General features: G+C 74.3%; 27 protein-coding genes. 17 read left to right on the forward strand and 10 right to left on the reverse strand.

Going from position 1 to position 26,231, the window contains the following annotated elements; translation table 11 throughout:
- Positions 1–5 precede the first annotated feature (5 nt).
- Complete coding sequence (locus O2W18_RS04960) at positions 6–788, forward strand: alpha/beta fold hydrolase (protein ID WP_269186445.1); 783 nt, start codon at positions 6–8, stop codon at positions 786–788.
- Here O2W18_RS04960 and O2W18_RS04965 read toward each other — a convergent pair.
- The 3 genes from O2W18_RS04965 to O2W18_RS04975 all read right to left on the reverse strand — a co-directional run bounded on the left by O2W18_RS04965 (position 778) and on the right by O2W18_RS04975 (position 2,765).
- On the reverse strand, positions 778–1,146 hold the full coding sequence (locus O2W18_RS04965) for a VOC family protein (RefSeq protein ID WP_269186446.1): 369 nt from the start codon (positions 1,144–1,146) through the stop codon (positions 778–780). The genes O2W18_RS04960 and O2W18_RS04965 overlap by 11 nt on opposite strands.
- A gap of 66 nt (positions 1,147–1,212) precedes the next feature.
- On the reverse strand, positions 1,213–2,361 hold the full coding sequence (locus O2W18_RS04970) for an RNA polymerase sigma factor (protein WP_269186447.1): 1,149 nt from the start codon (positions 2,359–2,361) through the stop codon (positions 1,213–1,215).
- Entirely contained in the window at positions 2,358–2,765 is a 408-nt protein-coding gene (locus tag O2W18_RS04975) for a YciI family protein (RefSeq protein ID WP_269186448.1), read from the reverse strand. Before O2W18_RS04975 ends, O2W18_RS04970 begins: the two co-directional genes overlap by 4 nt.
- A gap of 269 nt (positions 2,766–3,034) precedes the next feature.
- Between O2W18_RS04975 and O2W18_RS04980 the strand changes: the two genes are divergently transcribed.
- The 3 genes from O2W18_RS04980 (at position 3,035) to ku (ending at position 6,624) form a co-directional block, all read left to right on the forward strand.
- Positions 3,035–4,237, forward strand: coding sequence for an HNH endonuclease signature motif containing protein (locus tag O2W18_RS04980; RefSeq protein ID WP_269186449.1), 1,203 nt, complete (start codon positions 3,035–3,037; stop codon positions 4,235–4,237).
- A 368-nt stretch (positions 4,238–4,605) separates the two neighbouring features.
- Positions 4,606–5,517, forward strand: a complete 912-nt coding sequence (locus O2W18_RS04985; RefSeq protein ID WP_269186450.1) for a hypothetical protein — start codon at positions 4,606–4,608, stop codon at positions 5,515–5,517.
- An 87-nt stretch (positions 5,518–5,604) separates the two neighbouring features.
- A complete protein-coding gene (ku, locus tag O2W18_RS04990) occupies positions 5,605–6,624 on the forward strand; it encodes a non-homologous end joining protein Ku (RefSeq protein ID WP_269186451.1) in 1,020 nt (339 codons plus the stop codon).
- A 10-nt stretch (positions 6,625–6,634) separates the two neighbouring features.
- Here ku and O2W18_RS04995 read toward each other — a convergent pair whose 3' ends face one another.
- On the reverse strand, positions 6,635–7,237 hold the full coding sequence (locus O2W18_RS04995; protein ID WP_269186452.1) for a Rho termination factor N-terminal domain-containing protein: 603 nt from the start codon (positions 7,235–7,237) through the stop codon (positions 6,635–6,637).
- Between the two features lie 122 nt (positions 7,238–7,359).
- Entirely contained in the window at positions 7,360–8,055 is a 696-nt protein-coding gene (locus O2W18_RS05000) for an SDR family NAD(P)-dependent oxidoreductase (protein ID WP_269186453.1), read from the reverse strand.
- A gap of 101 nt (positions 8,056–8,156) precedes the next feature.
- On the opposite strand from O2W18_RS05000, the gene O2W18_RS05005 reads away from it, so the two are divergent.
- A complete protein-coding gene (locus tag O2W18_RS05005; protein WP_269186454.1) occupies positions 8,157–8,993 on the forward strand; it encodes a helix-turn-helix transcriptional regulator in 837 nt (278 codons plus the stop codon).
- On the opposite strand, the gene O2W18_RS05010 is transcribed toward O2W18_RS05005, so the two are convergent.
- Positions 8,971–9,420, reverse strand: coding sequence for an ATP-binding protein (locus tag O2W18_RS05010; protein WP_269186455.1), 450 nt, complete (start codon positions 9,418–9,420; stop codon positions 8,971–8,973). The genes O2W18_RS05005 and O2W18_RS05010 overlap by 23 nt on opposite strands.
- Positions 9,417–11,600 (reverse strand): SpoIIE family protein phosphatase, encoded by a 2,184-nt coding sequence (locus O2W18_RS05015; RefSeq protein ID WP_269186456.1) that lies wholly within the window; start codon positions 11,598–11,600, stop codon positions 9,417–9,419. The genes O2W18_RS05010 and O2W18_RS05015 overlap by 4 nt, the downstream gene beginning before the upstream one ends.
- 113 nt (positions 11,601–11,713) lie before the next feature.
- On the opposite strand from O2W18_RS05015, the gene O2W18_RS05020 reads away from it, so the two are divergent.
- Positions 11,714–12,817, forward strand: coding sequence for an NAD(P)/FAD-dependent oxidoreductase (locus tag O2W18_RS05020; RefSeq protein ID WP_269186457.1), 1,104 nt, complete (start codon positions 11,714–11,716; stop codon positions 12,815–12,817).
- A gap of 13 nt (positions 12,818–12,830) precedes the next feature.
- Here O2W18_RS05020 and O2W18_RS05025 read toward each other — a convergent pair whose 3' ends face one another.
- The 3 genes from O2W18_RS05025 to O2W18_RS05035 all read right to left on the reverse strand — a co-directional run bounded on the left by O2W18_RS05025 (position 12,831) and on the right by O2W18_RS05035 (position 15,982).
- A complete protein-coding gene (locus tag O2W18_RS05025; protein WP_269186458.1) occupies positions 12,831–13,580 on the reverse strand; it encodes an aspartate/glutamate racemase family protein in 750 nt (249 codons plus the stop codon).
- 4 nt (positions 13,581–13,584) lie between these two features.
- Positions 13,585–15,129: an NCS1 family nucleobase:cation symporter-1 gene (locus tag O2W18_RS05030; protein WP_269186459.1), complete on the reverse strand. Its 1,545-nt coding sequence runs from the start codon at positions 15,127–15,129 to the stop codon at positions 13,585–13,587.
- A gap of 160 nt (positions 15,130–15,289) precedes the next feature.
- Positions 15,290–15,982 carry a GntR family transcriptional regulator gene (locus O2W18_RS05035; protein ID WP_269186460.1) on the reverse strand — a complete coding sequence of 231 codons (693 nt, stop codon included), beginning with the start codon at positions 15,980–15,982 and terminating at the stop codon, positions 15,290–15,292.
- A 278-nt stretch (positions 15,983–16,260) separates the two neighbouring features.
- On the opposite strand from O2W18_RS05035, the gene O2W18_RS05040 reads away from it, so the two are divergent.
- The 11 genes from O2W18_RS05040 (at position 16,261) to O2W18_RS05090 (ending at position 26,221) form a co-directional block, all read left to right on the forward strand.
- Entirely contained in the window at positions 16,261–17,877 is a 1,617-nt protein-coding gene (locus O2W18_RS05040; RefSeq protein ID WP_269186461.1) for a lytic transglycosylase domain-containing protein, read from the forward strand.
- 104 nt (positions 17,878–17,981) lie between these two features.
- Positions 17,982–18,473 (forward strand): class I SAM-dependent methyltransferase, encoded by a 492-nt coding sequence (locus O2W18_RS05045; protein WP_331254054.1) that lies wholly within the window; start codon positions 17,982–17,984, stop codon positions 18,471–18,473.
- Positions 18,474–18,557: 84 nt separating this feature from the next.
- Positions 18,558–19,256, forward strand: a complete 699-nt coding sequence (locus O2W18_RS05050) for a prepilin peptidase (protein WP_269186462.1) — start codon at positions 18,558–18,560, stop codon at positions 19,254–19,256.
- Between the two features lie 162 nt (positions 19,257–19,418).
- Positions 19,419–19,652 carry a Flp family type IVb pilin gene (locus O2W18_RS05055; RefSeq protein WP_269186463.1) on the forward strand — a complete coding sequence of 78 codons (234 nt, stop codon included), beginning with the start codon at positions 19,419–19,421 and terminating at the stop codon, positions 19,650–19,652.
- Between the two features lie 50 nt (positions 19,653–19,702).
- Positions 19,703–20,116, forward strand: a complete 414-nt coding sequence (locus O2W18_RS05060; RefSeq protein ID WP_269186464.1) for a TadE family protein — start codon at positions 19,703–19,705, stop codon at positions 20,114–20,116.
- Complete coding sequence (locus O2W18_RS05065) at positions 20,107–21,081, forward strand: pilus assembly protein TadG-related protein (protein ID WP_269186465.1); 975 nt, start codon at positions 20,107–20,109, stop codon at positions 21,079–21,081. The genes O2W18_RS05060 and O2W18_RS05065 overlap by 10 nt, the downstream gene beginning before the upstream one ends.
- Positions 21,082–21,086: 5 nt before the next feature.
- Positions 21,087–21,791, forward strand: coding sequence for a Flp pilus assembly protein CpaB (gene cpaB / locus O2W18_RS05070; RefSeq protein ID WP_269186466.1), 705 nt, complete (start codon positions 21,087–21,089; stop codon positions 21,789–21,791).
- Positions 21,788–22,966, forward strand: a complete 1,179-nt coding sequence (locus O2W18_RS05075; protein ID WP_269186467.1) for an AAA family ATPase — start codon at positions 21,788–21,790, stop codon at positions 22,964–22,966. Before cpaB ends, O2W18_RS05075 begins: the two co-directional genes overlap by 4 nt.
- Entirely contained in the window at positions 22,963–24,399 is a 1,437-nt protein-coding gene (locus O2W18_RS05080) for a CpaF family protein (RefSeq protein ID WP_269186468.1), read from the forward strand. Before O2W18_RS05075 ends, O2W18_RS05080 begins: the two co-directional genes overlap by 4 nt.
- Positions 24,396–25,334: a type II secretion system F family protein gene (locus O2W18_RS05085; RefSeq protein WP_269186469.1), complete on the forward strand. Its 939-nt coding sequence runs from the start codon at positions 24,396–24,398 to the stop codon at positions 25,332–25,334. Before O2W18_RS05080 ends, O2W18_RS05085 begins: the two co-directional genes overlap by 4 nt.
- Complete coding sequence (locus O2W18_RS05090) at positions 25,334–26,221, forward strand: type II secretion system F family protein (protein WP_269186470.1); 888 nt, start codon at positions 25,334–25,336, stop codon at positions 26,219–26,221. Before O2W18_RS05085 ends, O2W18_RS05090 begins: the two co-directional genes overlap by 1 nt.
- Positions 26,222–26,231: the final 10 nt, after the last annotated feature.

The following is a 26,231-nucleotide window of genomic DNA, read 5'->3' on the forward strand; positions in this document are numbered from 1 at the left end:
CCGGCATGGACAGCCAGGTCGGCGGGGTCTCGGTCCACTTCGCCGAGCACGGGACGGGCGTGCCGCTCGTCGCGCTGCACGGTGCCGGCGTCGACCACCGGGAGATCGAGGCGGCGGTCGAGGCCGTCGTCCCGGACGCCGGCCTGCGCCGGGTCTACCCGGACCTGCCGGGGATGGGTCGATCGACGGCCGAGGGGCTGAGCAGCAACGGCGACGTCGTCACGCTGCTCGCCGGCTTCCTCGAGCAGCTGGCCGAGCAGCCGGTGCTGCTGCTCGGGCACTCCTACGGCGCCTACCTGGCCCGGGGCCTGGCCGCCCGACGTCCGGACCTGGTGCGCGGCCTCGCGCTGGTGTGCCCGCTCGGCGAGCGGACCGGACAGGTGCCCGAGCACGAGGTGGTCCGCCAGGACGACGACGCCCATGACGAGCTGGCGCCGGAGCAGCGGGCGGGGTTCGACGAGTACTTCGTGGTCCGGACCCGGGCGACCGCCCGCCGCTACCGCGACCACGTCGTCCCGGGCACGACGCTGGTCGACGAGGCCGCGCTGGGGCGGGTCTTCGCGGGGTGGTCGATCGACCTGGGCGGCTACGACGGGCCCACGCTCATCGTCGCCGGCCGCCGCGACTCCACCGTCGGGTACGCCGATGCGGTCGGTCTGCTCGGCGACCACCCGCACGCCACCCTGGCGGTCGTGGACGACGCCGGCCATGCGCTCGTGCACGAGCGGCCGGAGGTGTTCGGCGCGCTGCTCCGTGAGTGGATCGACTGCGCCCGCCTCAGTCCCTGATGGGGCACTGGAGGTTGATCGGGTTGCCGTCCGGGTCGCGCACGTGGGCGACGCGCATGCCCCACGCCATGTCCGTCGGGCCGCCGGTGACGGAGCCGCCGTGTGCGCGCACGGGGTCCAGGAGCGCGTCGACGTCGTCGACGCCGATCCCCAGCAGGGTGCGGTTGCCGGCGGGCGGCTCGGCCTCCCGGACGAGCCCCAGCACCGAGTCACCGATGCGCAGGCTGAGGAAGAACGGCGGCTCGCCGTCGTCCTCCGGCGGGGTCCGCTCGACCACCTGCGCGCCCAGGGCGCCGACGTAGAAGTCTCTCAGGCTCTCCGGGTCAGCGGTGAGGATCATGGGCAGGATCGTGGGCACGGGATCTCCTTCGGGTCGTCTTGCAGCACCGACTCCGGGATGACCGGGAAGTCATCGGCCCGGCCGTCAGCGGGAGTTGAGTCGGGCCGCCTGGCGGGTCAGGTGGTCGCGCTCGGCTGCGTTGCCCGCCAGGGCGGCCGCCTCGGCGTAGAGCCGCGCCGCCGTCGTCCGGTCGCCGTCTTTCTCGTGCAGGTAGGCGGCTACGGCACGGTGGCGGGGGAGTGCGTCGTCCAGCTGGGCGAGCGCCGCCAGGCCGGCGCGTGGACCGTCGGCCTCGCCGACGGCGACCGCTCGGTTGAGCCGCACGACCGGGCTGCCGGTCAGCCGGACCAGCTCGTCGTACCACTCCACGACCTGCACCCAGTCGGTCTCCGCGGCCGACCGCGCGTCGGCGTGCAGCGCCGCGATCGCGGCCTGGGCCTGGTACTCGCCCAGCTGGTCCCGGACCAGGGCGGCCTGCAGGACGTCGACCCCCTCGCTGATCAGCGCGGGGTCCCACTGGCGGCGGTCCTGCTCGGCGAGGGGCACCAGGCTGCCGTCGGGCGCGGTCCGCGCGGCGCGTCGGGCGTGGTGGAGCAGCATCAGGGCGAGCAGCCCCGCCACCTCCGGGTGGTCGACGGCGGCCGCGAGCTGCCGGGTCAACCGGATCGCCTCCGCAGCCAGGTCGACGTCCCCGGAGTAGCCCTCGTTGAACACCAGGTAGAGGACGCGCAGCACGGTGGCGACGTCGCCGGGCTCGTCGAAGCGGACGCCGGACACGGTGCGCTTCGCCCGGCTGATCCGCTGGGCCATCGTCGCCTCGGGCACCAGGTAGGCCGCGGCGATCTGGCGGGTGGTCAGCCCGCCGACGGCGCGCAGCGTCAGCGCCACCGCCGACGACGGCGTCAGCGAGGGGTACGCGCTCAGGAAGTACAGCCGCAGCGTGTCGTCGGCCGACGGCACCGGGCCCGGTGCTGGCTCCTCGTCGACCAGCTCCTCGCGCCCGCGGCGGGCGGCCTCCGACCGGGTCGCGTCGAGGAACCGGCGCCAGGCCACGGTCACCAGCCAGGCGGGCGGGTCCCGCGGCGGGTCGGCCGGCCAGCTGCGCACCGCCTCGACCAGCGCGTCCTGGACGGCGTCCTCGGCCGCCGCGAAGTCGGCTCCGCGGCGGACGAGGACGCCGATCACGCCCGGGACGACGCTGCGCAGCAGCACCTCGTCCACGGGTGGGCTCACTCCGTGACGGTCGGCGGCTCGGACATGACCGGCCGCAGCTCCAGCCACTCCCGGATCGGCTCGCCGCCCGGCCCGGGAGCCGCCGACAGCTCCCCGGCCAGCTCGACCGCGCGCTCGTAGCTGTCCACGTCGATCACCATCCACCCGGCGATGAGGTCCTTGGTCTCGGCGAACGGCCCGTCGGTGACCGGCGGCCGACCTTCGCCGTCGTACCGGACCCACGTGCCCTCTTGCGCGACGCCCTGGGCGTCGACGAACTCGCCGGTCTCGGTGAGCTTCGCCCCGAAGTCACGCATGTACTGGATGTGCGCCGAGACCTCGTCCGGCGTCCACTGGTCCATCGGCGCGCAATCGAGCGACTTCGAGGTGCTGCGGTAGTGCTTGAGCATCAGGTACTTGGCCATGGTGGCTCTCCTCGGTGCGGGTGCGGCCCATCGTGGCCGCGGACACCCCAGGGACGGAACCGGCTGCGCGTTCTCGACATCGGGCGGTGGCCGGACGGTCGTGCGGGTCGTTCTCGGGCTCTCCGCAGCGGTCCGACCAGTGCGCCCTGGCGGTCTGTCAAGGTCCTAGGGAAATCTGTGGACAAGCGTCTGACCTGCGGATTCGAGTTGTATCAGTGGCTTGGTGCCGATATCATTCGTACACACGTTCGAACCGGTCGGGAGGTGTCATGAGCGAGTTGCAGTCGGCTCTGGACGCCCTGGCGGCCGAGGACCTGCATGGGTTGACGGATGGCGCTGTGTTGGACCGGACGACGTTGCTGGTGCAGCTCGGCAATCGGGTCGCTGCGGAGTTGACCCGCACGGTGCGGCACGCAGAGCTGATGCAGGCTGCGGAGTACGACGGGTTGAAGTCGATGCGGTCGTGGTTGATCGGGCATGCGCGGTTGACGCAGACGGAGGCGTCGCGGATCGTGCGGTCGGGGCGGGTGCTGGAGCACTTCCCGGCCTTGGCGGCCGGGTTCGCTGGCGGGCAGATCACGGCGGCGCAGGTGAACGTGGTGGCGGAGAAGATCGGCCCCCGCGAGGTCGCGCGGGCCGAGGAGCAGGGCATCGACCTGGGTGCCTTCGACCAGGTCTGGGCGCAGGTGGCCACGGAGTCCCCGCACGAGTCGCTGGTGGCTGCGGTGCAGGCCTTCGAGAACGCCTTGGACCCCGACGGTCCGGAGCCCGATCCGACCGAGGGCCGTCGGTTCACGATGGTCAAGCACGCCGATGGGACTGTCACCGGCCGGTTGGAGCTGGATGCCGTCGGTGGGGAGAAGGTGCAGGCGGCGATCGAGTCGATCGTGCAGGCCGACCGCCCGAAGGGTGATGAGCGGACGCGGTCGCAGCAGGACGCCGATGCGTTCGTGCAGTTGGCTGACAACCAGTTGGCCTCGGGGAATCTGCCGGTCTTGCGGACGGTGAAGCCGCATGTGGTGGTGGGCGTCGACCTGGATGACCTGGTCGACCCGGCTACCGGTGCCGGGGCGGGGGAGCTGGGGTTCGGGGCGACGATCTCCGCGGCGCGGGCCCGTTACCTGGCCTGTGACGGCAGCATCTCCCGGATCGTGATGGGCCCCGACGGCGTGCCCCTCGACCTCGGGAGGGATCACCGGGTGGTCACCCCCGGGCTGCGCAAGGCAGTGGAACGGCGGGACAAGAGCTGCGTGTTCGCCGGCTGCGGCGCCCCGAGCTGGTGGTGCGACGTCCACCACCTGATCCACTGGCTGCACGGCGGTGAGACGTCGCTGCAGAACTCAGCGTTGCTGTGCGAACGGCACCACACCAAGGTCCACCACGGATTCCGGGTCGAACGAGATCCCAGCGGGCGATGGCGCACCTACCGCCCCGACGGCACCGAGATCCTCATCGGAGCACTGGCGCACTGATCGGCCCGGTCCCGGCAGCCGGCCACGGTCCCACCGTGTCCGGCTGCCGGTGCGCGCGTGCAGCCGTCACGTCGCCCGGCTACCGGAGTTGTCCGGCTACCGGAGTTGTCCGGCTACCCGAGTTGCCTGGCTACCGGAGTTGGCCGGCAGCCAGAGTTGCCGGCCGTCAGAGGTTCCCGGCCGCCAGGGTTGCCGGCCGCCAGGGTGGCCCGGCCACCGCAGTCGCCTGGTCCGGCGCACTCCGGATCAGGGGCCGGTCGCGACGCCGGCCACGGCGAGGGGACCGAGGTGGTTTCCCGACGCCGCCCCGGGGCAGCGGACCGGGAGCATCGAGCACGTGCAGTCGCGAGGGACGGGAGGCCGACGAGGTGAGGCTCTCCGACGTCGCGGACGAGCTGTACGGGTTGCCGCCGGACGAGTTCATCGCCGCACGCGACGCGCGGCGCAAGGAGGCGCGGGCCCAGGGCGACCGGGAGCTGGCGGAGGAGATCGGCGGGCTGCGGAAGCCGACGACCGCGGCCTGGGTGGTCAACACGCTCGTGCGGCGGCAGCCCGACGAGCTCCGCCAGCTCGTCGACCTCGGGGCCGACCTCCGCGAGGCGCAACGCGACCTCGAGGGCGACCAGCTGAAGGAGCTCACCCGGCAGCGCCGTGCCGTGGTGCTGGCGCTGACCCGGCAGGCCCGCTCGCTGGCGAAGGAGCTGGGCCGGCCGGTGAGCGACTCGGTCGCCGGTCAGGTCCAGGACACCTTGCGCGCGGCGGTCGCCGACGAGGACGCCGGACGCGCGACGCTGTCCGGCCGGCTCACGTCGCCGCTGTCCTACTCCGGCGTCGGGACGGCCGACGTGCAGGGCTCGGTGGCCACCCTCCCGCAGGGGGAGGACGACGCACCGGCCCCGGCCACCCGCGGCGACCGCGCGCCGGGGGAGGACCGGCGGCAACGCGCCGCGGAGCGGCAGCTGGCCGGTGCGCGGGAGGAGCTGGCCGACGCCGAGACCGCCGCCGCCGACGCCCAGGCGGACGCGGAGCGGGAGCGGGAACAGCTGGCGGGGCTCAGCACGCGGCAGGAGCAGCTGCGCGCGCGGATCGGCGAGCTCGAGGCGGAACTGCGCCAGGCCGAGCAGGAGGCCGGTGAGGTGACCGCGGACCTGTGGGGCGGCCAGCGGCGGCGGGATGCCGCCGAGCGCCGGGAGCAGCGTGCGAACACGGTGCGGGACCGTGCCCGGGCACGTGTGCAGCGACTCGAGCAGACCGCGACCCCCGGCGGTGCAGCGCCCTGAGCTCCCCGCCTCGGCCACGGTCCCGCACGGCATGAGCCCTCCCTGCACGGGTAGGGCGCCTGCAGGCGACGCGAGGAGGCGGTGGCAGTGGCTCGAGCCATCTGGACCGGGGCCCTGGGCTTCGGGCTGGTGAACGTGCCGGTCGGGTTGTACTCCGCGACCGAGGACAAGTCGGTGCACTTCAACCAGTTCGAACGGGGGACCTCCTCCCGGATCCGGTACCGGCGGATCAACGAGGACACCGGCGAGGAGGTCGACTACGACGACATCGTCAAGGGCGAGGAGATCGGTGACGGTCGCTACGTCATCGTGGCGCCCGAGGAACTGGAGGAGATCGCGCCGGGGCGCTCCCGGGTCATCGACATCTCCGACTTCGTCGACGTGGCCGAGATCGACCCGATCTACTACCAGAAGACCTACTACCTGGCTCCGCAGGACGACCAGGCGCAGCGGGCCTACGCCCTCCTCCTGCAGGCGATGGAACGCGCCGGCCGGGTAGGGATCGCCACGTTCGTCATGCGGTCCAAGCAGTACCTGGCCGCCATCCGGCCGCAGGGCGAGGTCCTGACCCTGGAGACCATGTTCTTCGCCGACGAGGTGCGGGACCCCGTGGACGAGATCGAGCAGCTGCCGGTACGCCAGTCCTTCACGTCCCGCGACCTCGACATGGCGGTGTCCCTCATCGACTCGATGACCACCGAGTGGGATCCCGGCAACTACCGGGACACCTATCGCGACCGGGTCAACGAGCTGATCGAGGCCAAGCGCCGCGGCGACGAGGTGGTCACCGAAGGCGAGCCGGAGACCGCCTCGAACGTCGTGGACCTGATGGAGGCGCTCAGCGCCAGCGTCGCGAACGCCAAGGGGCACCGACCGGGCAACGCCCAGGACACCGGCGGGCTGACCACGCGCCGGGCAGGGGCGGACGCCGACGGCGGGGACGCCGACCGGCCGGGTGAGGACCTGGGCGACCTGTCCAAGAAGGAGCTGTACGACCAGGCCCAGGAGCTCGACGTCGCCGGCCGGTCGACGATGACCAAGGACGAGCTGGAGGACGCCGTGCGGGCGGCCCGCCAGGGGGACGGGCGCGCGAGCAAGGCGTCCTGACCAGGCCGGCTCAGGCGTCCTCGCGGTCCGGGCTCTCCAGCCGGAAGAAGTTGCTCTGGTTCCCGTCCTTGCGCTCCTCCTGGTAGAGGAAGTTCAGCTTCCGTGCGTCGAAGGTGTCGAACCACTCGTCCCAGCTCACCTGGCGCAGGTTCTCCGAGTCACCGGTGAAGTCGAACCGCAGGACGCCGAGGTGGTCGCCGTGCTCGGTCCCGTCGACGGTGGCCGGCACCCCACCGCGTTCCTCCGCCCACTTCCGGATCACCTCGTGGCTGGAGGTGGCGAGGCTGCGGCCGGCGCGCTCGGGGTCCTCGTCCAGCGAGGTGATCTCCTGCGAGTACTGCAGCGAGCGCGACGTCTCCTCCCCGAGGCGCAGGTGACCGTCGTCGGGACCGCGGTCCCCTGGCTGGCCGGCCTCGCCGTCCTCCGACGCTCCGCCGCCGGCCGCCTTCCCCGTGCGGTGGGCATCGGAGATCGCGCTGACCAGTTCCTCCTTCTTCATCGAGGAAGTCCCCCCGATGCCGGCGGCTCGGGCCTGTTCGCGCAGGTCGTCCAGCTTCGTCGCGCGCAGTTCGGTCTCGCTGAGGTCGGGGGTGTTCGGGGTCTCGTTGGTCACGGTGTCCTCCTCATCCGGATCGCACCCGGCGACCCGTCTCGTCGTCCAGTCCGGCCGTGCGACTGCGCCCTACCCGTGGTGGACGGGCCCACGCACGGTCAGGTCCGGGCCGGCGGCCGCCGTCACCAGGCGACGGGACCGTGCCGGTCGGTGAAGGTGCCGGTCGGCCCGTCCGCCCCGATCGACGCCATCGCGACGATGGCGTCCGTGCCCTCGGTGACGGTCTGCGAGCCGGCGTGGCCGTTGAAGTCGGTGGCCGTGTAGCCGGGGTCCACCATGTTGATCCGCAGCTCCGGGAGGAACTGGGCGTAGACCGCGGTGAGCATGTTGACCGCCGCCTTGCTGGCCGAGTACCCGAGCGAGGGGACCGAGTGCTCGATCCGGGTCTCGTCGGAGCGCACGGCGAACGAGCCGAGCCCGCTGGTCACGTTCACGATGACCGGCTGCTTCGACTCACGCAGCAGCGGCAGGAAGGCGTGCGTCGTCCGGACGATCCCCACGGTGTTGGTGTCGAGCACGGCCACCAGGTCGGGGCCGGTGTACTCGTCCACCGCGCCGATCGGTCCGGGGATGCCGGCGTTGTTGACCAGCACGTCGAGCCCGCCGAAGCGCTCGCGCACCTCGGCCGCCGCGGCCGCCACCGACTCGTCGGAGCTCACGTCGATGCGCACCCACTCGACCCCCAGCTCCTCGGCCGCGCGCTGACCCCGCTCCGGGTCGCGGGCGCCGATGACCACCCGGTGCCCGAGCCCCTTCAGCCGTCGGGCCGCCTCGAAGCCGAGGCTCTTGTTGCCGCCAGTGATCAATGTCGTCGTCATGCGACCGACGGTGCCCCCGTCCGGGCGACGTCCGGTGGTCCCGCTGGACCGTGTGACCGGCAGTACCACCCAGCTCGCCTGCGGTGGACGACGATGGGCGCATGGTCGATCGAGGGGACTTCGCGGCACTGCTCCGCGCATGGCGGGAACGCCTGCAGCCGGCCGCCGTCGGGTTCCCCACGGGGCAGCGCCGCACCGCGGGCCTGCGCCGGGAGGAGGTCGCCCTGCTGGCCGGGGTCTCGGTCGACTACCTGGTCCGGCTGGAGCAGGGGCGGGCAGCGCGTCCCTCGGCGCAGGTCGTCGCCTCGCTGGCCCGAACGCTGCAGCTCTCGGACCTCGAACGCGACCAGCTCCACCTCGCCGCCGGCCTGCCGGCCCCGCTGCCCAGCGCCGTCCCCACGCACATCCCGGCCAGCGTGCAGCGGCTGCTCGCCCGGCTCCCGGACGTCGCCATCGGGGTGTGGACGGCGCACTGGACGCTGCTCACCGCCAACGCGGCCTGGCGGTCGCTCCTGGGTGGGATGGACCCCGGGCTCAACCTGCTCGTCGCCGAGTTCACCGGCACCGCACCGCAGGTGGTGTGGAGCGAGGGTGACCATGAACGGCACGAACGGGCGCTCGTCTCCGACCTGCGCGGCGCCCTGATCCGCTACCCGGACGACCCGTCCGCGCGGGCCGTGCTCGCCGAGCTACGGGGCAACGAGCGCTTCGCCCGGCTGTGGGCCGAGGGCACCGTCAGCGAGCACCGCGTGCAGGCGAAGACCTTCCTGCACCCACTCGTCGGTGAGGTGACGCTGGACTGCGACGTGTTCACCGTCATCGGCACCGACCTGCGCATCGTCACCTACACCGCCGAGCCCGGCACCGAGGACGCCTCGCGGTTCGACCTGGCCCGCACGCTGGGCGTGGCCGAGGTCAGCGCTGGTCGGTCAGGCTGACGAAGCCCCACACGTGCTTGCGGCCCTCCTCGGGCGCCCACCCGTGGGACGCGCAGAGCCGGGCGATGAGGTGCAGGCCCAGGCCGCCGAAGGCAGGGTCCCGGTCCACCGCCGGCACCGGCGCGTCCAGCGGGTCGGCGTCGGTGACGTCGATCAGCCAGCCCGTCGGCGTCGCGGTGACGGTGGTCCGCACCGGTGGGAGTCCGTGCCGGACGCCGTTGGACGTCAGCTCCTCGAAGGCCAGCAGCAACCGCTCGAGCGCCGACCCGTCCGCGTCCCCGTCGCCCCGGCCGGCCGGGAGCGCCTCGTCGCGCAGTCGTCGGCGGCACCGGGTGAGGTCGGCAGGACGCCGGAGCTCCCAGTTCCACGACGCCCACACCTGCGTCGGGCGCGGTGGTTCCAGCAGCGGCCAACCGGAGCGGCTCACTCGGTCTCCTCCAGGGAAGCGGGCACGACGTTGAGGCCGGCCTCGGCCGGGCGGGGACGGTCCTGGGGGTGCAGCCGGACGGCGACCAGTGCGACGTCGTCGTCGGGTCGGCCGTGCACCATCTGGTCCAGCACCCCGTCGCAGAGCTCGTCGAGCGTGGCACCGGCCAGGCCGGCGACGGCGTCGACGAGCCGCTCCAGGCCGTCGTCGAGCGTGGCGTCGCGGCGCTCGATCAGCCCGTCGGTGTAGAGCAGCACGCTGGCGCCCGGCTGCAGGGTGAGCGCCCGTTCCCGCCGCTGCGCCGCGGGGTCGACGCCCAGCAGGAGGTCGGCGCGCCCGTCGTCCAGGACCGTGATCTCGCCGTCCGGGCTGATGACGAGCGGTGGCGGGTGCCCAGCGCTGGCCCACACCAGCCGGGTCACCCCCTGCCTCAGCTCCTCCGGGGTCTGCTCGAACCGGGCGATCGCGGCGGTGGCGATGGTGCGCACCATCAGCGTCTCCATCGACTCGTCGAGGCCGCGCAGCACCTCGACCGGCCCCGCGTTGCTGTACGCGGCGATCCCGCGCAGCAGTCCGCGCAGCTGGCCCATGGCGGCCGCGGCAGCCGTGTCGTGCCCGGCGACGTCCCCGATGACCAGCATGGTCGTGCCGCCCGGCTGCAGGAACGCGTCGTACCAGTCGCCACCCACCTGCGCCGCCTCGGCGGCGGGCAGGTACCGGACCAGGATCTGCGCGTGGTCGGGCTCGGGTGGGTCGGTGAGCAGGCTGCGCTGCAGGCTCTCGGCGATCGTGGCCTGCGCGTTCGCCGACCGGGCGTTGTCCAGCGCCAGGCCGATCCGGTCGGCGACGTCCTGGGCGGTCGAGCGCCAGTCGCGGGCGAGCGGACGGGACGCCGCGCAGAGCAGGGTCAACGCGCCGAACACCTTGCCGCGACCGCGGAGCGGCAGCTTCACCGCCCGGGCATCGCCCAGGAGGTCCAGCTGGCGGCGCGCCTCCCCGGCGGGCAGCAGGGCCGCCAGCTCGGCGGTCGACAGCGTCTCCGGCCGGCCCGTCTCCAGCACCCGGGTCAGCGGTGAGTGCGCCAGCGTCTCGGCCCGGGCCGAGACGTAGCGGTCGAGCACCGGGCGCAGCGCCGGGTCGGCGTGCGCCCAGCCGACGTCCCAGGGGCGGCCGGTGCCGTCGACCACGGTGACGATGCAGGCGTCCGCCAGGCCCGGCACCAGCGCGCTCGGCAGCCCGGCGACGGCGGCGGGCACGTCGACGGCCTCGGCCAGCTCGGCGTTGACCCGGGCCACCAGTGCGAGCCGGGCCGCGGAGGCCTCCGCCTCGGCCTCCGAGCGCTTCCGGTCGGTGACGTCGGAGAAGTAGAGCGACACCCCGTCGGCGGTGGGCCAGCAGAGCACGTCGTACCAGCCGTCCAGCGGAGCCGGGTACCAGGCGGTGAACGACTGCGGCTCCCGCGTCTCGACGGCCGTGCGGTAGGCGGCCTCGTAGTCGGTGCCCACCGTGTCGGGGAAGACCTCCCAGATCGTGCGGCCCAGCAGTTCGTCCCGGGAGTGGCCGAGCAGGCCTTCGGCGGCCGGGTTGAGCAGGGTGAACCGCCACTCGGTGTCCAGGGAGACGAAGCCCGACGGCATCGCCTCGACCGTGCGCGAGGTGCGCCGCTCGATCTCGCGCGCGGCCTCGACCTCCCCGGTGCGTGCGGTCAGCTCCGCCTGCAGCCGCTGCACCTGGGCCAGCAGGTTCTCCTGCCGGTCGGCGTCGGACCGCGCGGACTCCTGTTCGCGCACGTAGTCGGTCAGGTCGTCGACCCGCTGCAGGAACATCGCCAGCTTGCCGTCCTCGTCGAGGACGGGGATCGCGATGAGCGCCCACCAGCGGTCCTCGACCAGCCCGGTGTCGGGGTTGACCACCGGGTAGCGCTCGATCGGCAGGGCGTCCGGTCGGCCGGTGGCGCCGGCGCGTTCGAACGACCGGGCGATGTACGGGACGCCCTCGGGGTCCAGCGCGTCGGGCGCCGGCGGGAACGCGTCGAACAGCCTCCGGCCGACGATCTGCTCCGGCACGACGCCGACCGTCCGCAGGTAGGCCGAGTTCGCGTAGTGCACGACCAGGTCGGGGGAGAGCACCAGATGGGCTGTCGGCAGCGCGGCGAACAGCATCGCGAAGTCAGGAACCAAGACCTTCTCTCTCGTCCGCCCCGGTGCACGTCGTGCCCGAGACCGTCGAGTCTCCCAGAGTCCTCCCGAACGGCTCGGTGAACTGCATCGACGACAGGTGGCAACCTGGCGGCATGACGCAGCCCGATCGGCAGGTCGCCGTCGTCGGCGGGGGAGTGCTCGGTGTCTCGACCGCCGCGCAGCTGGCCGCCCGCGGCGCGCGGGTCACGCTGCTGACCGAGGGCGAGCCGGCCGGCGGCGCGTCGGGACGGTCGCTGGCCTGGCTGAACTCGGCCGGCGACTTCCCGGCCGAGTACCACCGGCTCCGCGTGCTCGGCCTCCAGCGGTACCGGGCCTTCGCCGCACGCCCCGACTCGACCGCGCACGTCGTCTTCGACGGCGGCCTCCGCTGGGGCGACGGCGTCCGCGCCTCCTTCGATCACCAGCGCGACATCGGCTACCCGGCCGAGTGGCTGGGTCGCGCCGACGTGGCCGCCCGCCTGCCTGGGGTGGCCGTCGACGCGGTCCCGGACGACGGGGCGCTGTTCAACCCGGACGAGGGCTGGGTCGACCTGCCGTCGCTGATCGGTCAGCTGGTGCGGGACCTGGAGGCGGCCGGGGGAGCGGTGCGCACCGCGGTCGGCCGGTGCGACGTCGTCGTGGCGGGCGGCGGGGTCACCGGCGTCCGGACCGGGACCGGCGACGTCCTCGCCGCCGATGCGGTGGTGCTGGCCACCGGAGCCGACGTCCCGCGCGCCCTCGCCGGGCTCGGCGTGCACGTCCCCGACGCAACCTCCAACGCGCTGCTCCTCCGCACCCCGCCGTTCGGGCACCGGCTCCGGGCCGTGCTGAACACCCCGCGGGTGGCCCTGCGCCCGGCGCCCGGCGGCGGGATCGTCCTGGACGCCGGCTGGTCGGAGGAGCAGGTGGTCCGCCGGGACGACGGGACCTTCGACGTCCAGGACGCGACGGTGCAGGGCCTGCTGCACGAGGCCTCGCGGGTGCTCGCCGGTCACCCGGTTCTGACGTGCGAGTCCCGCGGGGTCGGGCGCAAGCCGATCCCCGGCGACGGGCACCCGGTGCTCGGCGCCGTCCCGGGCGTCGACGGGCTGACCGTTGCCTTCACCCACAGCGGCGCGACGCTCGGCCTCATCGCCGGGGAGCTGCTGGCCGGGGAGGTCCTGGACGGAGCGCCGAGCCCCCTGCTGGCTGCCTTCCGGCCCGCCCGGTTCGGCTGACCAGCCGGGGGGGTCAGCGGGCGGCGACGGGGTCCGGGACGCCGAACTCCGCCAGCGCGCCGGTGTACCGCTTCGGCAGGGGAGCGGCGTACTCACCGCGCTTGCCGGTGCGCAGCCCCAGCCGCACCAGCCCCTCGACCGTCGCGACGGCCGCCGCCACCCCGTCGATCACCGGCACCCCCACCCGCCGGGTCAGCTCCGCGGCGAGGTCGGCCATCCCGGCGCAGCCCAGCACGATCGCGTCGACGCCCTCGGTCGCCACGACGTCCGCGCACTCGGCGGCGATCCGCGCGCGGGCCGCCGGGTCGGTCTCCAGCGCCAGGACGGCGATCTCCACGGCCCGGATCGTGCGGCACTGCTCCCGCACCCCGTACCGGCCGGCGAGCTCCCAGGCCCGGCCGGTCGTCCGCTGCAGGGTCGTCACCACGCCGAAGGTCCGCCCCAGGTACGTCGCCGTCCGCATGCCCGCCTCGGCGATCCCCACCACCGGCCCGGCTGCCACCTCCCGTGCGGCGTCCAGCCCCGGGTCGCCGAAGCAGGCGATCACGTGCCCGGCGGCGCCGGCCTCCTCGCCGACCGCGACCTGGGCGAGCAGCCCCGGCACGGCGAGCGCCTCGTCGTAGTGGCTCTCGATCGAGGCCGGCCCCATCTCCGGGTGCACGGCGACCACCACGGTGCCCGGGCCGGCGGCGGCCCGGGCACTGCGCCCGATCAGGTCGGTCATCGACGCGGTGGTGTTCGGGTTGACGACCTGGATCAGCACGGCCTCAGACCAGGGTGCCGTCGGAGACGCCGGGCTCGGCCGGGTCGAGCAGCAGGATCATCGGCCGCACCCGCTCCAGCCCGGCGAAGAGCACGAAGCCGAGGCCGCAGCCGATGAACCAGCCGTAGTCGCCCACCGAGGTGAACAGCGTCAGCAGGATCGTCGGCACCCCGGCGCCCAGCACGGCGAGGACGGCGTTCGGGTTGTAGCCGCCGCGGAACCAGTACCGGCCGGTCGGGGACATCGAGTACATGTCGTCGACGGCGACCCGCTGCTTGCTGGCCAGGTAGTAGCCGGCGATCAGGATGCCGAACAGCGGGCCGATCAGGCTGCCCAGGATGCCGAGGCTGAACCGGATGCCCTCGGCGCTGTCGTACCAGTTCCACGGGGTGAGCAGCACCGAGCCGACGGCGGCGATCATCCCGCCGGCGCGCCAGCTGATCTTCTGCGGTGCCACGTTGGAGAAGTCGAACGCCGGGGCGATGAAGTTGGCGACGATGTTGATGCCGACGGTCGCGATGACGAAGGTCAGCCCGCCCAGCAGGATCGCGAAGGTGGAGTCGATCGCCTCGACGGTGGCGATCGGGTCGGTGATCAGCTCGCCGAACACCGGCACGGTGGCCGAGGCGCAGACCACGGTCAGCAGCGAGAAGAAGAGGAAGTTCAACGGCAGGCCGAGCAGGTTGCCGCGCTTCACCGCGGCGAAGCTCTTGCCGTACCGGGCGAAGTCGCCGAAGTTCAGCATCGGGCCGGAGAAGTAGGAGACCACCAGCGCGATCGCGCCGAGCATCGTGGAGACCGTCGCCCAGCCGCTCAGCGTCGGGCCGGTGTGCAGGGTCAGGTCGATGTTGGACCAGCCGGCCTCCGAGACCAGGTAGCCGGCCAGCACGATCATGACGACGTAGACGGCCGGGCCGGCGAAGTCGATGAACCTCCGGATCGTCTCCATGCCCCGCCAGAACAGCGCCGCCTGCGCCACCCAGAGCACCGCGAAGGAGATCCAGCCCAACGCGGCCAACCCCAGGAACGACGGCTCGAGCAGCGCCTCGGCCCCCGGGACGAACTTCAGCCAGATGATGTTCAGGCTGCTCGCGGCCAGGAAGGTCTGCACCCCGTACCAGGCGACCGCGATCAGGCCGCGGATGATCGCCGGGATGTTGGCGCCCTTGACGCCGAAGACGGCGCGGTTGATCACCGGGTAGGGCACGCCGGTCATCTGGCTCGGCTTGGCCACCAGGTTGACGAACACCTGCACGATCACGATGCCGACGACCAGCGCGACGAGCACCTGCCAGGCCGCGATGCCCAGGGCGAAGAGGCTGCCCGCGGTCACGTACCCGCCGACGCTGTGCACGTCGGACATCCAGAACGCGAAGATGTTGTACGAGCCCCAGCGCTGCTGGCGCAGCGGGGCGAGGTCCTCGTTGGTGAGCCGGGGGTCGTAGTCGGCGCCGATCAGCGCGCCGCCGGGTGCGGCGGCCGAGGGCGCCGTCCCGGTCGGGGGGACGTCGGTCGCGAGCGCGACCGGCTCGGGGGACGTGATGGCCATGGGGGCTCCTGCGGATCGTCGGCTGGTGCGGGCAGCGGCGGGTCACGAGCTCGTCGACGTACCTGGAGCGGCGGGGGAACGGCCGTCCGGGAGCGACGCGGCGAACGCTAGGGAGCCGGTGTTGCTGCCGGATGTCCGCGCGGGTATATCCGCTGCCGGCTCAGCCCTCGGTGGGGATCGCGGCGACGATCTCCTGCAGGCGGGCGTAGTGGGCGGCGGTCACCGAGGTCAGTGCTGCGGCGTCGCCGGCGGCGAAGGCGTCGAGCATGGCGACGTGGTCGGCGGCCAGCGCCGCGGTCGCGGCGGCCGACGCATGCGACATCGGCCGCCCGGGCTCGGTGACGTTCCACGCCCGTTCGAACATCTGCAGCAGGCGGTGCATCTGGCACGGGGCGATGAGCGCCAGGTGGAAGCGCCGGCTCCAGCGGTGGTGGTCGTCCGCACCGCCGGCGGCGGTCGCCGCCTCGAGTTCCCGCAGCGCCGCCGCGGCGACGGCGACGTCCCGCGGCGTCGCGCGCGGCACCGCGGCGGTCTGGGCGGCGGTCTCCAGCGACGCCCGGACGACGTAGAGCTCGGCGAGCTCTGCCCGGCTCAGCCGCGCGACGACGTAGGCGCCGCGCAGTTCGTGCGTGACCAGCCCCTCGGCCACCAGCGTCTTCAGCGCCTCGCGCACCGGGATCCGGCTGAGGGAGAACCGGGCGGCGACGTCGTCCACCGGGATCGGCGCGCCGGGCCGGACCAGGCCGGCCAGGATGGCCGTGCGCAGCTCCTCCAGCACGAGCGCCTGGGACGGGGTGTCGCGGGCGCTGGCCAGCGCAGCGACCCAGGGCGCGGGAGGGCGCTGTCGCGACATCCCACCGTCTCCCTCCCGCCGACCGGAGGCCGGGACGCTAGCGGAGGCGTGTTTCCGGCACGTTGACCCGCCGTCACCCCGCCGCCGCGTGCCGACCACTGTCGGCTCCCCGGAGTTCACCCATCGGGCATGGCGCCCATCCCGGTGTTCCCTTTACGGTCGTCCTCGTCCGGAGCCGGGCGTCGCTCGATGCCCGACCCGGCCGGAGCACGTGGACGGCCACAGGGGGAACTGGTGCCTGACCTCATGCCATGCGAGCACGTGCAGGGCCTCGGCTGATGGGCCGCGCCCGTTCCGGACGGCAGACGAGGACCCGGTCCAGCCGGGTACGAGCCCCTGGCGTCGTCGCCAGCGCGGGCATCACCACCGCCCTGGTCGCCTTCCTCCCCGCGGCCAGCGCCGCACCCGGCGAGGCCCCGGCGCGGCCGCAGTTCGCGCGACTGGTCGCGGTGGAGGCCGATGCGCTCGTGCCCCGCCCCCCGTCCGCGCCGGGGGGCGACGTCGCGCCACCGACCGCACCGCCGACCGCACCGCTGCTCGAGACCGTCGCGGTCGGGACGGACGTCGCAACCAGCAGCGCTCCCGCCACCGTCACCCCGACCGGCGGGGCCTCACCGCTCGCGGCGGGGGGCATCCCGTCGACCGCGCTGACCGCTTACCAGCACGCCGCCGCTCTCTCTCCCGCCGACTGTGGCATCAGCTGGACCCTGATCGCCGCCATCGGCCGGGTCGAGTCCAACCACGGCCGCTTCGCCGGCGCCGTCCTGCACACCGACGGGCTGTCGAGCCCGCCGATCATCGGCATCCCGCTCGACGGCAGCAACAACACCGCCCGGATCCTCGACTCCGACGGCGGGCGGCTCGACGGCGACACCGTCTACGACCGTGCCGTCGGCCCGATGCAGTTCATCCCGACCACCTGGGCGATGTACCCCAGCGACGGCAACGGCGACGGGCGCAGCGACCCCTTCAACATCAACGACGCGGCCGTCGCCACCGGGGCGTACCTCTGCGCCGCGGGTGGGGACCTGTCGACGCCGGCCGGTCAGGCGCGCGCCGTCTTCGCCTACAACCACTCCGACAGCTACGTCGCCTCGGTGCTCGGGCTGGCCGCCACCTACGCCGGGACGACGCCGGAGCCGGTGCCCACCCCGGCCGGGCCGGCGATCGCCCCGCCGCCCGCCGACCCGCCGCCCGCCGACCCGCCGCTCGCCGCGCCGCCCGTGGTGGAGCCGGCTCCCGCGCCGGTCGAGCCGCCGCTGCTGGCCGCGGCGCCGCCACCGGTGGTGCCCGAGCCCGAGCCGACCCCGGAGCCCGAGCCGACTCCGGAGCCCGAGCCGACTCCGGAGCCCGAGCCGACCCCGGAGCCCGAGCCGACCCCGGAGCCCGAGCCGACCCCGGAGCCCGAGCCGACGCCCGTCCCGGAGCCGACGCCGGTCCCCGAGCCGGCCCCGCAGCCGGAGCCCGCGCCGACGCCCGTCCCGGAGCCGGAGCCGGAGCCGGAGCCGGAGCCGGAGCCGGAGCCGAGCGTGGAGCCGGTCCCGTGCGGCGTCGAGTTCGAACCGGTCGCGCCGGTCGTCGTCGACGTGGTCGACGGCGCCGGGGACCCGGCCCTGACGGCGGCGGTGACCCAGCTCCTCACCGACGCCGGCCTCACCCTCGGCACCGTCAGCACCTCGGACGTCACCACCTCGGCGATCGAGCATCTCGACGGTCAGGAGGAGCAGGTGCGGCAGCTGGCCGAGGCGCTCGGCGTCGTCCCGCTGCTCCGGCCGGCGACGGGGGAGCACCTCACCGTCGTGCTGGGCTCCGCGGACGCCGCGCCGCTGGTCGAGGCGCTGACCACGCTCGTCGGCCCGGCCTGCGACACCGCACCCATCGAGGAGACCGACTGAGCGGCGGCGACACCCAGACGTTCTTCGGCTCCCGGGCCGCCACGTGGGAGGAGAGGTTCCCCGACGACAGGCCCCGGTTCGAGCGGGCCGTCGCCGAGCTGGGGGTGCACCCCGACGACGCCGTCCTGGACGCTGCCTGCGGCACCGGGCGGGCCCTGCCGGTGCTGCGCGCCGCCACCGGCCCGGCGGGCCTGCTCGTCGGCCTGGACCTGACCGCGGAGATGCTCGCCGAGGCCCGGCGGCGCGGCCGCGGGGAGCTGGCGCGGCTGGTCCGCGGCGACGTCACTCGGCTGCCGTTCGCGGACCGGTCGTTCGACGTCGTCTTCGCCTCCGGGCTGGTCTCCCACCTGCCCGACCCCGACGCCGGCCTGCGTGAGCTGGCCCGGGTCGCCGTGGACGGTGCCCGGCTCGGGCTCTTCCACCCGGTCGGCCGCGCCGCGCTGGCCCGGCGGCACGGCCGGGAGCTGACCGCCGACGACGTGCGCAGCGAACCCCGGATCCGGGAGCTGCTCACCTGCACCGGCTGGCAGGTGACCCGCGTCGATGACGCCGAGGACCGCTGGCTCGTGGTCGCCGTGCGGCGCGAGCGCCCGTAGCCGGCCGGCTCGTGCCTGCCCGGGGGAGCGGCTTCCGCGTGTCACCCTGTGCGGCGTGCTGCACCCGACCCGGCCTCGCCTGACGTGAGCGGAGCCCTGCTCGCCGCCGTGGTCGCCGGGGTCGGCGGGGCCCTCGCCGGCCGGGTCGCCGACTCGCTGGCGCTGGTCGCCCCCCGCCGCGCGGGGGCCGGCGAGGGAACGGTCGCGGTCCGCGTCGACTGGCGGGCGCGCGCGGTGGGCACCCCGTGGCCCGAGCTGGCCGGGGCCCTGTGCGCTGCGGCGGTGACCCTGCGGTTCGGCTGGACGGCGCAGCTCCCCGCGTGGCTGTGGTTCGTCGCGATCGGGTTGCTGCTGACCGTCGTCGACCTGCGCGAGCAACTGCTGCCCAACCGGGTGCTGCTGCCCGGGCTGCTCGGCGGCCTCGCCCTGCTGACCGTCGCCGCCGGGGCCACCGGGGACTGGCCGGACCTGGGGCGGGCCGTGCTGGCCGGGGGAGCGGCGTTCGCCGTGCTGCTGGCGATGGCGTTGATCTCCCCGAGCGGCCTGGGCATGGGCGACGTCAAGCTGGCCGCCCTGCTCGGCCTGTACCTGGGCTGGCTCGGCTGGCCCGTCGTCCTGGCCGGCTTCTTCCTCGGGTTCCTGCTCCAGGCCGCGGTGGGGCTCGCGCTGCTCGCCACCCGGCGGGTGGGACGCCGGACCGGGCTGCCGTTCGGGCCCGCGTTGCTCGCCGGTGCCCTGGTGGTGGCCGTGCTGACCGAGGACTGGCTCCTGCCCCTCGCGTGATCCCGAGGGCCTGATCCGGGGAGCGGGCGTTCACCCGTCCGGGTGGGTGGAGGGGTGGTTGGGCTGTGCCCGGGACGGGGCGCGTCCGAACAACGGGGTGACGACCGCGACCCGGGCCATCCGACCCGACCAGCCGACGGTCCGTTCCCTCAGGAGCTCACGTTGGTCAGCCTGTTCCAGACGCTGCACACCCTGTCCTACGTCACCGCCGATCGCGTCGCGGACCGACTGCGGTCGGTCAAGGAGGAGAAGGGCGCCTCCGCCGTGGAGTACGCGATCCTCGTCGGCGCCATCGCGCTCGTGGTCGCGGCGGCCGTCCTGGTCTTCGGCACCAAGCTGAAGGCCCTTTTCGAGGGCATCTCGCTCCCCTCGACCTCCCCGGCCCCCAAGAGCTGACGGCGGCACCGCCGACCGTCTCCCCCGACCCCCACGACAGGAGCACCTCCGTGTCCGGCAGCCCTGACCGGCTCCGCCGCCGTCCCGCTCGCCGGCTCCTCGGCGAGCGGGGCGCGGCGGCGGTCGAGTTCGCGCTGGTCATCCCGGTCCTGCTGCTCCTGCTGCTGGGGATCATGGAGGTCAGCGCCGCCTTCAACACCCAGGCCACGCTGTCGGCGGCGGCCCGGGAGGGCGCTCGGTCCATGGTCACGGCCGGCACCCAGGCGTCGGCGCGGTCGGCCGTGCAGACCGCGGCCGGCGCGTTGGCGCTGTCCTCGGTCAGCATCACCCCGGCCACCTGCGTGGGGGCGGCGGCCGGCACCACGGTGACGGTGACCGTCACCTCGCGCCGCACCTTCGTCGCCGGCGTCCTCGGGTCGACCGGCGTGGACCTGACCGGGACGGCGGCCATGCGATGCGGCTGACCTCCCGGCTGCTGCGCCGGCTCGGCCGGCGCCGGCTGGCCGACGAACGCGGCGCCGTGGCCGTGCTGGTCGCGGTCCTGCTCGTCCCGTTGCTGGGCTTCGCCGCCATCGCGGTGGACGTCGCCTCGCTCTACGCGGACCGGGAGCAGCTGCGCAACGCCGCCGACGCCGCGGCGCTGGCCGTGGCCACCGACTGCGCGACGGGGGGGTGCGGCAACCCCACCGCGACGGCGACCTCCGCACTGACCGCGAACGCCGGCGCGGCCGATGCGGCCGGCGCCACCCTGCGCACCCCGGAGGTCTCCGTCGGCGGGCACTCGGTCACCGTGACGGTGAGCGCCGACCAGGCGCACTGGTTCGCCCCGGTGCTCGGCATCGACTCCACCCGGGTCACCGCGACCGCCACGGCCACCTGGACGGCCATGTCGCACGGAGTCGCCCAGTTCCCGCTGGCCATCTCCTGGTGCGAGTACAAGAAGCAGATCGCGAAGTACCCGCTGACCAGCACGGTCTCGCACCGGCTGGACTGGGAGCTCAGCTGGCTGACGCTGTGCTCCGGGCCGAGTGGTGGGCTCACCTTCGGCGGCGGGCACGCGCTCACCGGCACGGACTCCTCGTCGGTCTGCCGGGCGACGTCCTCGGTGGGCCAGTACATCGACATCAGCGTCTGGAGCAGCTGGCTGCCCAACCGGTGCTCCGCCAAGCACCTGGACGGCCTCATCGGCACGGACCTGCAGATCCCGGTCTGGGACGACGTCGACGGGTGGCTGTTCGGCGGCTACCGCGCCCACGTCTACGGCTACGCCCTCTTCCACCTCACCGGCTACGAACTGACGTACGGGGAGCCGACGTTCTACGGCTACTTCACCCGCGCCGTCGTACCGCTCAGCGCGACCAGCCCCACCGGCACCACTCCGGCGGCCGACCTCGGCGCCACCTCCATCAGCCTCTCTCCTCAGGGATGACCACCATGCGTCGCGTCCTCGCCGCTCTCGCGGCCCTCGCCCTGGCGGCCTTCGGTGCCGTCGTCCTGATCAGCTACGTGCGGGGAGCCGACGCCCGCGCCGAGGCCGGCGCCCGCCTGGTCCCGGTCCTCGTCGCCGCCGAGAGCATCCAGGCCGGTACGCCGGCCGAGGACGTCGCCGACCTGGTGCGGATCGCGCAGGTGCCCAGTCGCCTGGTCGTCACCGGCTCCGTCGAGGACCTCGCCGACGTCGCCGGCCTGACCACGACCACCGAGCTGGTCACGGGGGAGCAGCTGGTGTTCGCACGCTTCGCCGACCCGGCCGTGGAGGCGGCCGCCGACGGCGAGGTCGAGCTGCCCGACGGCACCGAGGAGGTGAGCCTCACCCTGGAGCCGCAGCGGGCCGTGGGCGGGGTGCTGACCGCCGGCGACCGCATCGGGGTGTTCATCAGCCGGGGCGACCCGACCACGACCGACCTCGCGGTCGGCGACGTGCTGGTGACCCGGGCGGACGGTGCGGACAGCGAGACCGCGGCCATGACCGGCGCGGTGCAGACGGTGACCGTCACGCTGGCCCTCACCCCCGAGCAGGCCGCCGTGGTCATCGGCGGGATGGAGCAGGGCGCCGTGTGGCTGTCGCTCCAGGAGCCGGTCGATCCTGCCGACAACCCTCTGGACAGCAGCATCACGACCACGGGAGCAGACCAGTGAGCACGGTCCTGACCATCGGTGCCGACGCCGACCTCGTCGCGCGGTTCACCGAGGCCGGCAGTGGTGACGTCCTCGCCCTCCGAGCCGATGCGCTGACGGAGGGCGTCGTGCTCCACCACCTCGCCGGTCCGGACGCACCGGCGCTGGTGGTGCTGGGGCCCGGGGTGCCGCTGGCCGACTCCTTCGCCCTCGCCGGGCAGGTCGACGGCGCGGCACCGGGCACCAGCGTGGTCGTCGTCGCCGTCGCCGACCCCGAGCTGTGGATCGAGGCGATGCGCGCCGGCGTCCGGGACGTCCTCTCCCCGCACGCCTCCACCGCCGACGTCACCGCCGTCCTCGACCGCGCGACCGCCCGGGCCGAGGCCCGCCGGGCCGCGGCGGTGGCAGCGCCCCTGGCGCACACCCGCCGGGTGGTGGTCGTCGCCGGACCGAAGGGCGGGGTCGGCAAGACCACCGTCGCGACCAACCTGGCCCTCGGGCTGGCCGGGGCCGAGCCCGGCTCCACCGTGCTGGTCGACCTGGACGTGCAGTTCGGTGACGTCGCCAGCGCGCTGGCCCTGGTCCCCGAGTACACGCTCCCGGACACCGTGCGCGGCGCCGCGAGCAACGACCCGCTCGTGCTCAAGACCTTCCTCACCCGGCACTCGTCCGGCCTGCACGTCGTCGCCGGCAGCGACTCACCGGCCGCGGGGGACGCGGTGACCGCGGCGGAGGTCGCGCGACTGGTCGACATGCTCAGCGCCGAGTTCCGGTACGTGGTGGTCGACACGGCTGCCGGGCTGACCGACCACACGTTGACCGCCCTCGAGCGGGCCACCGACCTGGTGCTCATCGGCAGCATGGACGTGCCGGGCGTGCGCGGGCTGCGCAAGGAGCTGGACGTGCTCGGCGAACTGCAGCTCGTGCCGGCCCACCGCCACCTGGTGCTCAACGGCGGCAGCTCGGCCGGTGGCCTCGCCCTGGCCGACATCGAGCGGACGGTCGGCGCCACGCTGGACCTGGTGCTCCCGCGGCACGCCGCCGTCCCGCTGTCGACGAACACCGGCGTCCCGCTGCTGCTGAAGGGCGGCAAGGACCCGGTCACCCGCGGGCTCCAGACGCTGGTCGGCCGGGTCGCACCCGCTGCAGCGGCCGCGAACGGCCGGCGCGGTCGCCGGCGGGTCGGTGCCCGGTGAGCCTCAGCGACCGTCTCGCCCAGGTGCACGGCCAGGTCTCCGAGGACGCTGAGCCCACCCCGGCGACTGCCGGCCTGTCCTCCCGGTTCGCCGGCCGGATCGGCGCTGACCTGGTCGGCCGTCCGGCGGCCGGCCCCGACACCCTCACCCAGCTCAAGGAGCGGGCCAGCCGCGCGCTGTTCGAACGGCTGGGCGGCAAGCTCTCCGACGCCGACATCCCCGACGAGCAGCTGCACGCCCTGGTGCGGGCCGACCTCCAGCGGGTCATCGCGCACGAGCAGACCCCGCTGTCCGACGACGACCGACGGCGGCTGATCCACGAGCTCACCGACGAGGTGCTCGGCTACGGGCCGCTCCAGCCGCTGCTGGACGACCCGGACGTCACCGAGGTGATGGTCAACGGCCCGGCCACCGTCTACGTGGAACGGGGCGGCCGCATCGTCCGCACCTCCGCGGGGTTCGCCGACGAGCAGCACCTGCGCCGGGTGATCGAACGCATCGTGTCCCGGATCGGCCGGCGCATCGACGAGTCCTCGCCGCTGGTCGACGCCCGGCTGCCCGACGGCTCCCGGGTCAACGCGATCATCCCGCCGCTGGCCTTCAGCGGCTCTTCCCTGACCATCCGCAAGTTCGCCCGCCGGCCGCTGCAGGTCGCCGACCTGATCGAGAGCGGCACCCTGACCCCGGACATGGCCGAGCTGCTGCGCGCCTGCGTGGCGGCCCGGCTGAACGTCATCGTCTCCGGCGGCACGGGCACCGGGAAGACGACGCTGCTCAACGTGCTCTCCTCGTTCATCCCCGAGGGCGAGCGGATCGTCACCATCGAGGACGCCGTCGAGCTGCAGCTCCAGCAGGAGCACGTCGTCCGGCTGGAGTCCCGCCCGGCCAACATCGAGGGCAAGGGCGCGATCAGCATCCGCGACCTGGTCCGCAACTCCCTGCGCATGCGCCCCGACCGGATCATCGTCGGTGAGGTCCGCGGCGGGGAGAGCCTGGACATGCTGCAGGCGATGAACACCGGCCACGACGGCTCGCTCTCCACGGTCCACGCCAACTCCCCGCGCGACGCCGTCGCCCGGCTGGAGACGCTCGTGCTGATGGCCGGCATGGACCTGCCGCTGCGCGCCGTGCGGGAACAGGTCACCTCGGCCGTCGACGTGATCATCCAGGTCTCCCGGCTGCGCGACGGCAGCCGACGGGTCACCCACGTCACCGAGGTGCTCGGGCTCGAGGGCGACACCGTGACGCTGCAGGACGCCTTCCACTTCGACCACTCCGCGGGCAGCGATCACGACGGCCGCCTGCTCGGCCGGGCGGTGCCCACCGGCATCCGGCCGCGGTTCCTCGAACGGTTCGCCGAGCGTGGGGTCACGGTCGCACCGCGCGTCCTGGGGGTGCCGCACCTGGTGCCGGTCGGGGGCGGGGGCCGATGAGCCCGCTCGTCTGGTCCGGTGTCGCCGCCTGCGCACTGGCGCTCGCCCTCCTGGTCGCGCTGGTCGCCGTCCCCCGGCGTCCCCGGGTGGAGATCACCCGGCTGGACCCGACGGCGGCCCCGGCGCTGCGCGGGCGGTCGGCGGTGGCTGCCGCGGCGAGCAGGCTCGGTGACCGGGCGCTCCGGCAGCTGCGGCGCCGCGACGCGCTGGCGGCCGCGCTGGAACGGGCCGGAGTCCACCGGACACCGGCCCAGGTGGTCGGCGGCACCGTGGTGGGCGCGCTGCTGGGTGGACTCGGCGGCGGCCTCGTCGGTGGCCTGCCGGGCGGGCTCCTGCTGGCGCCGGCCGCCCCGCTCGCCGTCGTGCTGGCGCTGCAGGTGCGCAGCCGCCGCCGGCGGTCCGCCTTCGCCGAGCAGCTCGACGACACGCTGCGGCTGATGGCCAGCAGCCTCCGCGCCGGGCACAGCGTGCTCCGGGCGCTGGAGGCCGTCTCCCACGACGGTGCCGCGCCCACGGCCGAGGAGTTCTCCCGGGTGCTCAACGAGGTCCGGGTGGGGCGTGACGTCGTCGCGGCGCTGGACGAGGTCGCCGAGCGGATGCGCAGCGACGACTTCGGCTGGATCGCCCAGGCCGTCGCCATCCACCGTGAGGTCGGCGGCAACCTGGCGGAGGTGCTCGACCGCGTGGGCGCCACCATCCGGGACCGCGGGCAGCTTCGACGTCAGGCGCAGGCGCTGTCGGCGGAGGGTCGTGCCTCGGCCGTCGTCCTGCTGGCGCTGCCGGTCGTCGTCGGTGGGGCGATGCACCTGGTGTCGCCGACCTACATCGGCCGGCTCCTGGACGGGCCCACCGGCCTGGCCATGCTCGGGACGGCCGTCGTGCTCATGGTCGTCGGCGCCGTCTGGGTGCGCCGCGTCGTGACGGTGACGTTCTGATGCCCACGCTGGTGTGGGTGGCGGTCGCCGCCGTCGTCCTCCCGCTCGCCGTCCTCACCCAGCTCGCGCTGTCCCGGTCCGGGAAGACGATGGCCGCCGCCCGGCACAACCTCACCCGCGGCCTGGTCAGCCTCTCCGCCGAGGTGGGCACGCTGGAGGCCCGCGGCACCGGCGCCGGCGCCGTCCTGCGTGCGCTGACCCCCGAGTCGGCGGCCCGCCGGATCCGCCGCATGATCGACGTCGCCGGGCGTCCGGCGAGCTTCACGATGACCCGCGCGCTGTGGGCGAAGCTCGTGCTCGCCGCCGCGGCGGCGCTGCTCGGCGCCCTGCTCGTGGTGGAGTTCCCCGGGCTCCCGGCCGGGCTCGTCGCCGTGGTCGCGGTGCTGGCGGGTTACCACCTGCCCGAGGCAGCGCTGTGGGCTCGCGGGCAGGAACGTCGGCAGCTGATCGGGCGAGAGCTGCCGGACGTCCTGGACCAGATGACCATCGCCGTGGAGGCCGGGCTGGGGTTCGAGGCCGCACTGTCCCGGGCGGCCACCACGGGCCGGGGTGCGCTGGCCGAGGAACTGGTCCGCACCCAGCACGACATCGCCGCCGGCCGGCCACGGCGCGCGGCCTACGACGCCCTGGCCGCTCGCACCCGGGTCGCGGACCTGCGTCGGTTCGTCGGTGCGGTGAACCAGGCCGACGTCTACGGCATCCCGCTCGCCGACGTGCTGCGGGTGCAGGCCGACGAGATGCGCCTCAAGCGGCGGCAACGTGCCGAGGAGCAGGCGATGAAGGTGCCGGTCAAGGTCACCTTCCCGCTGATGGTCTGCATCCTCCCGGCCCTGATGATCGTGGTCGTCGGCCCCGCCGTCCTGGGCCTGCTGGAGGCGCTGGGCTGATCCGCCGGCC

Origin of the sequence: Modestobacter sp. VKM Ac-2983, from assembly GCF_026967885.1 — a bacterium.
Lineage (GTDB): Bacteria > Actinomycetota > Actinomycetes > Mycobacteriales > Geodermatophilaceae > Modestobacter.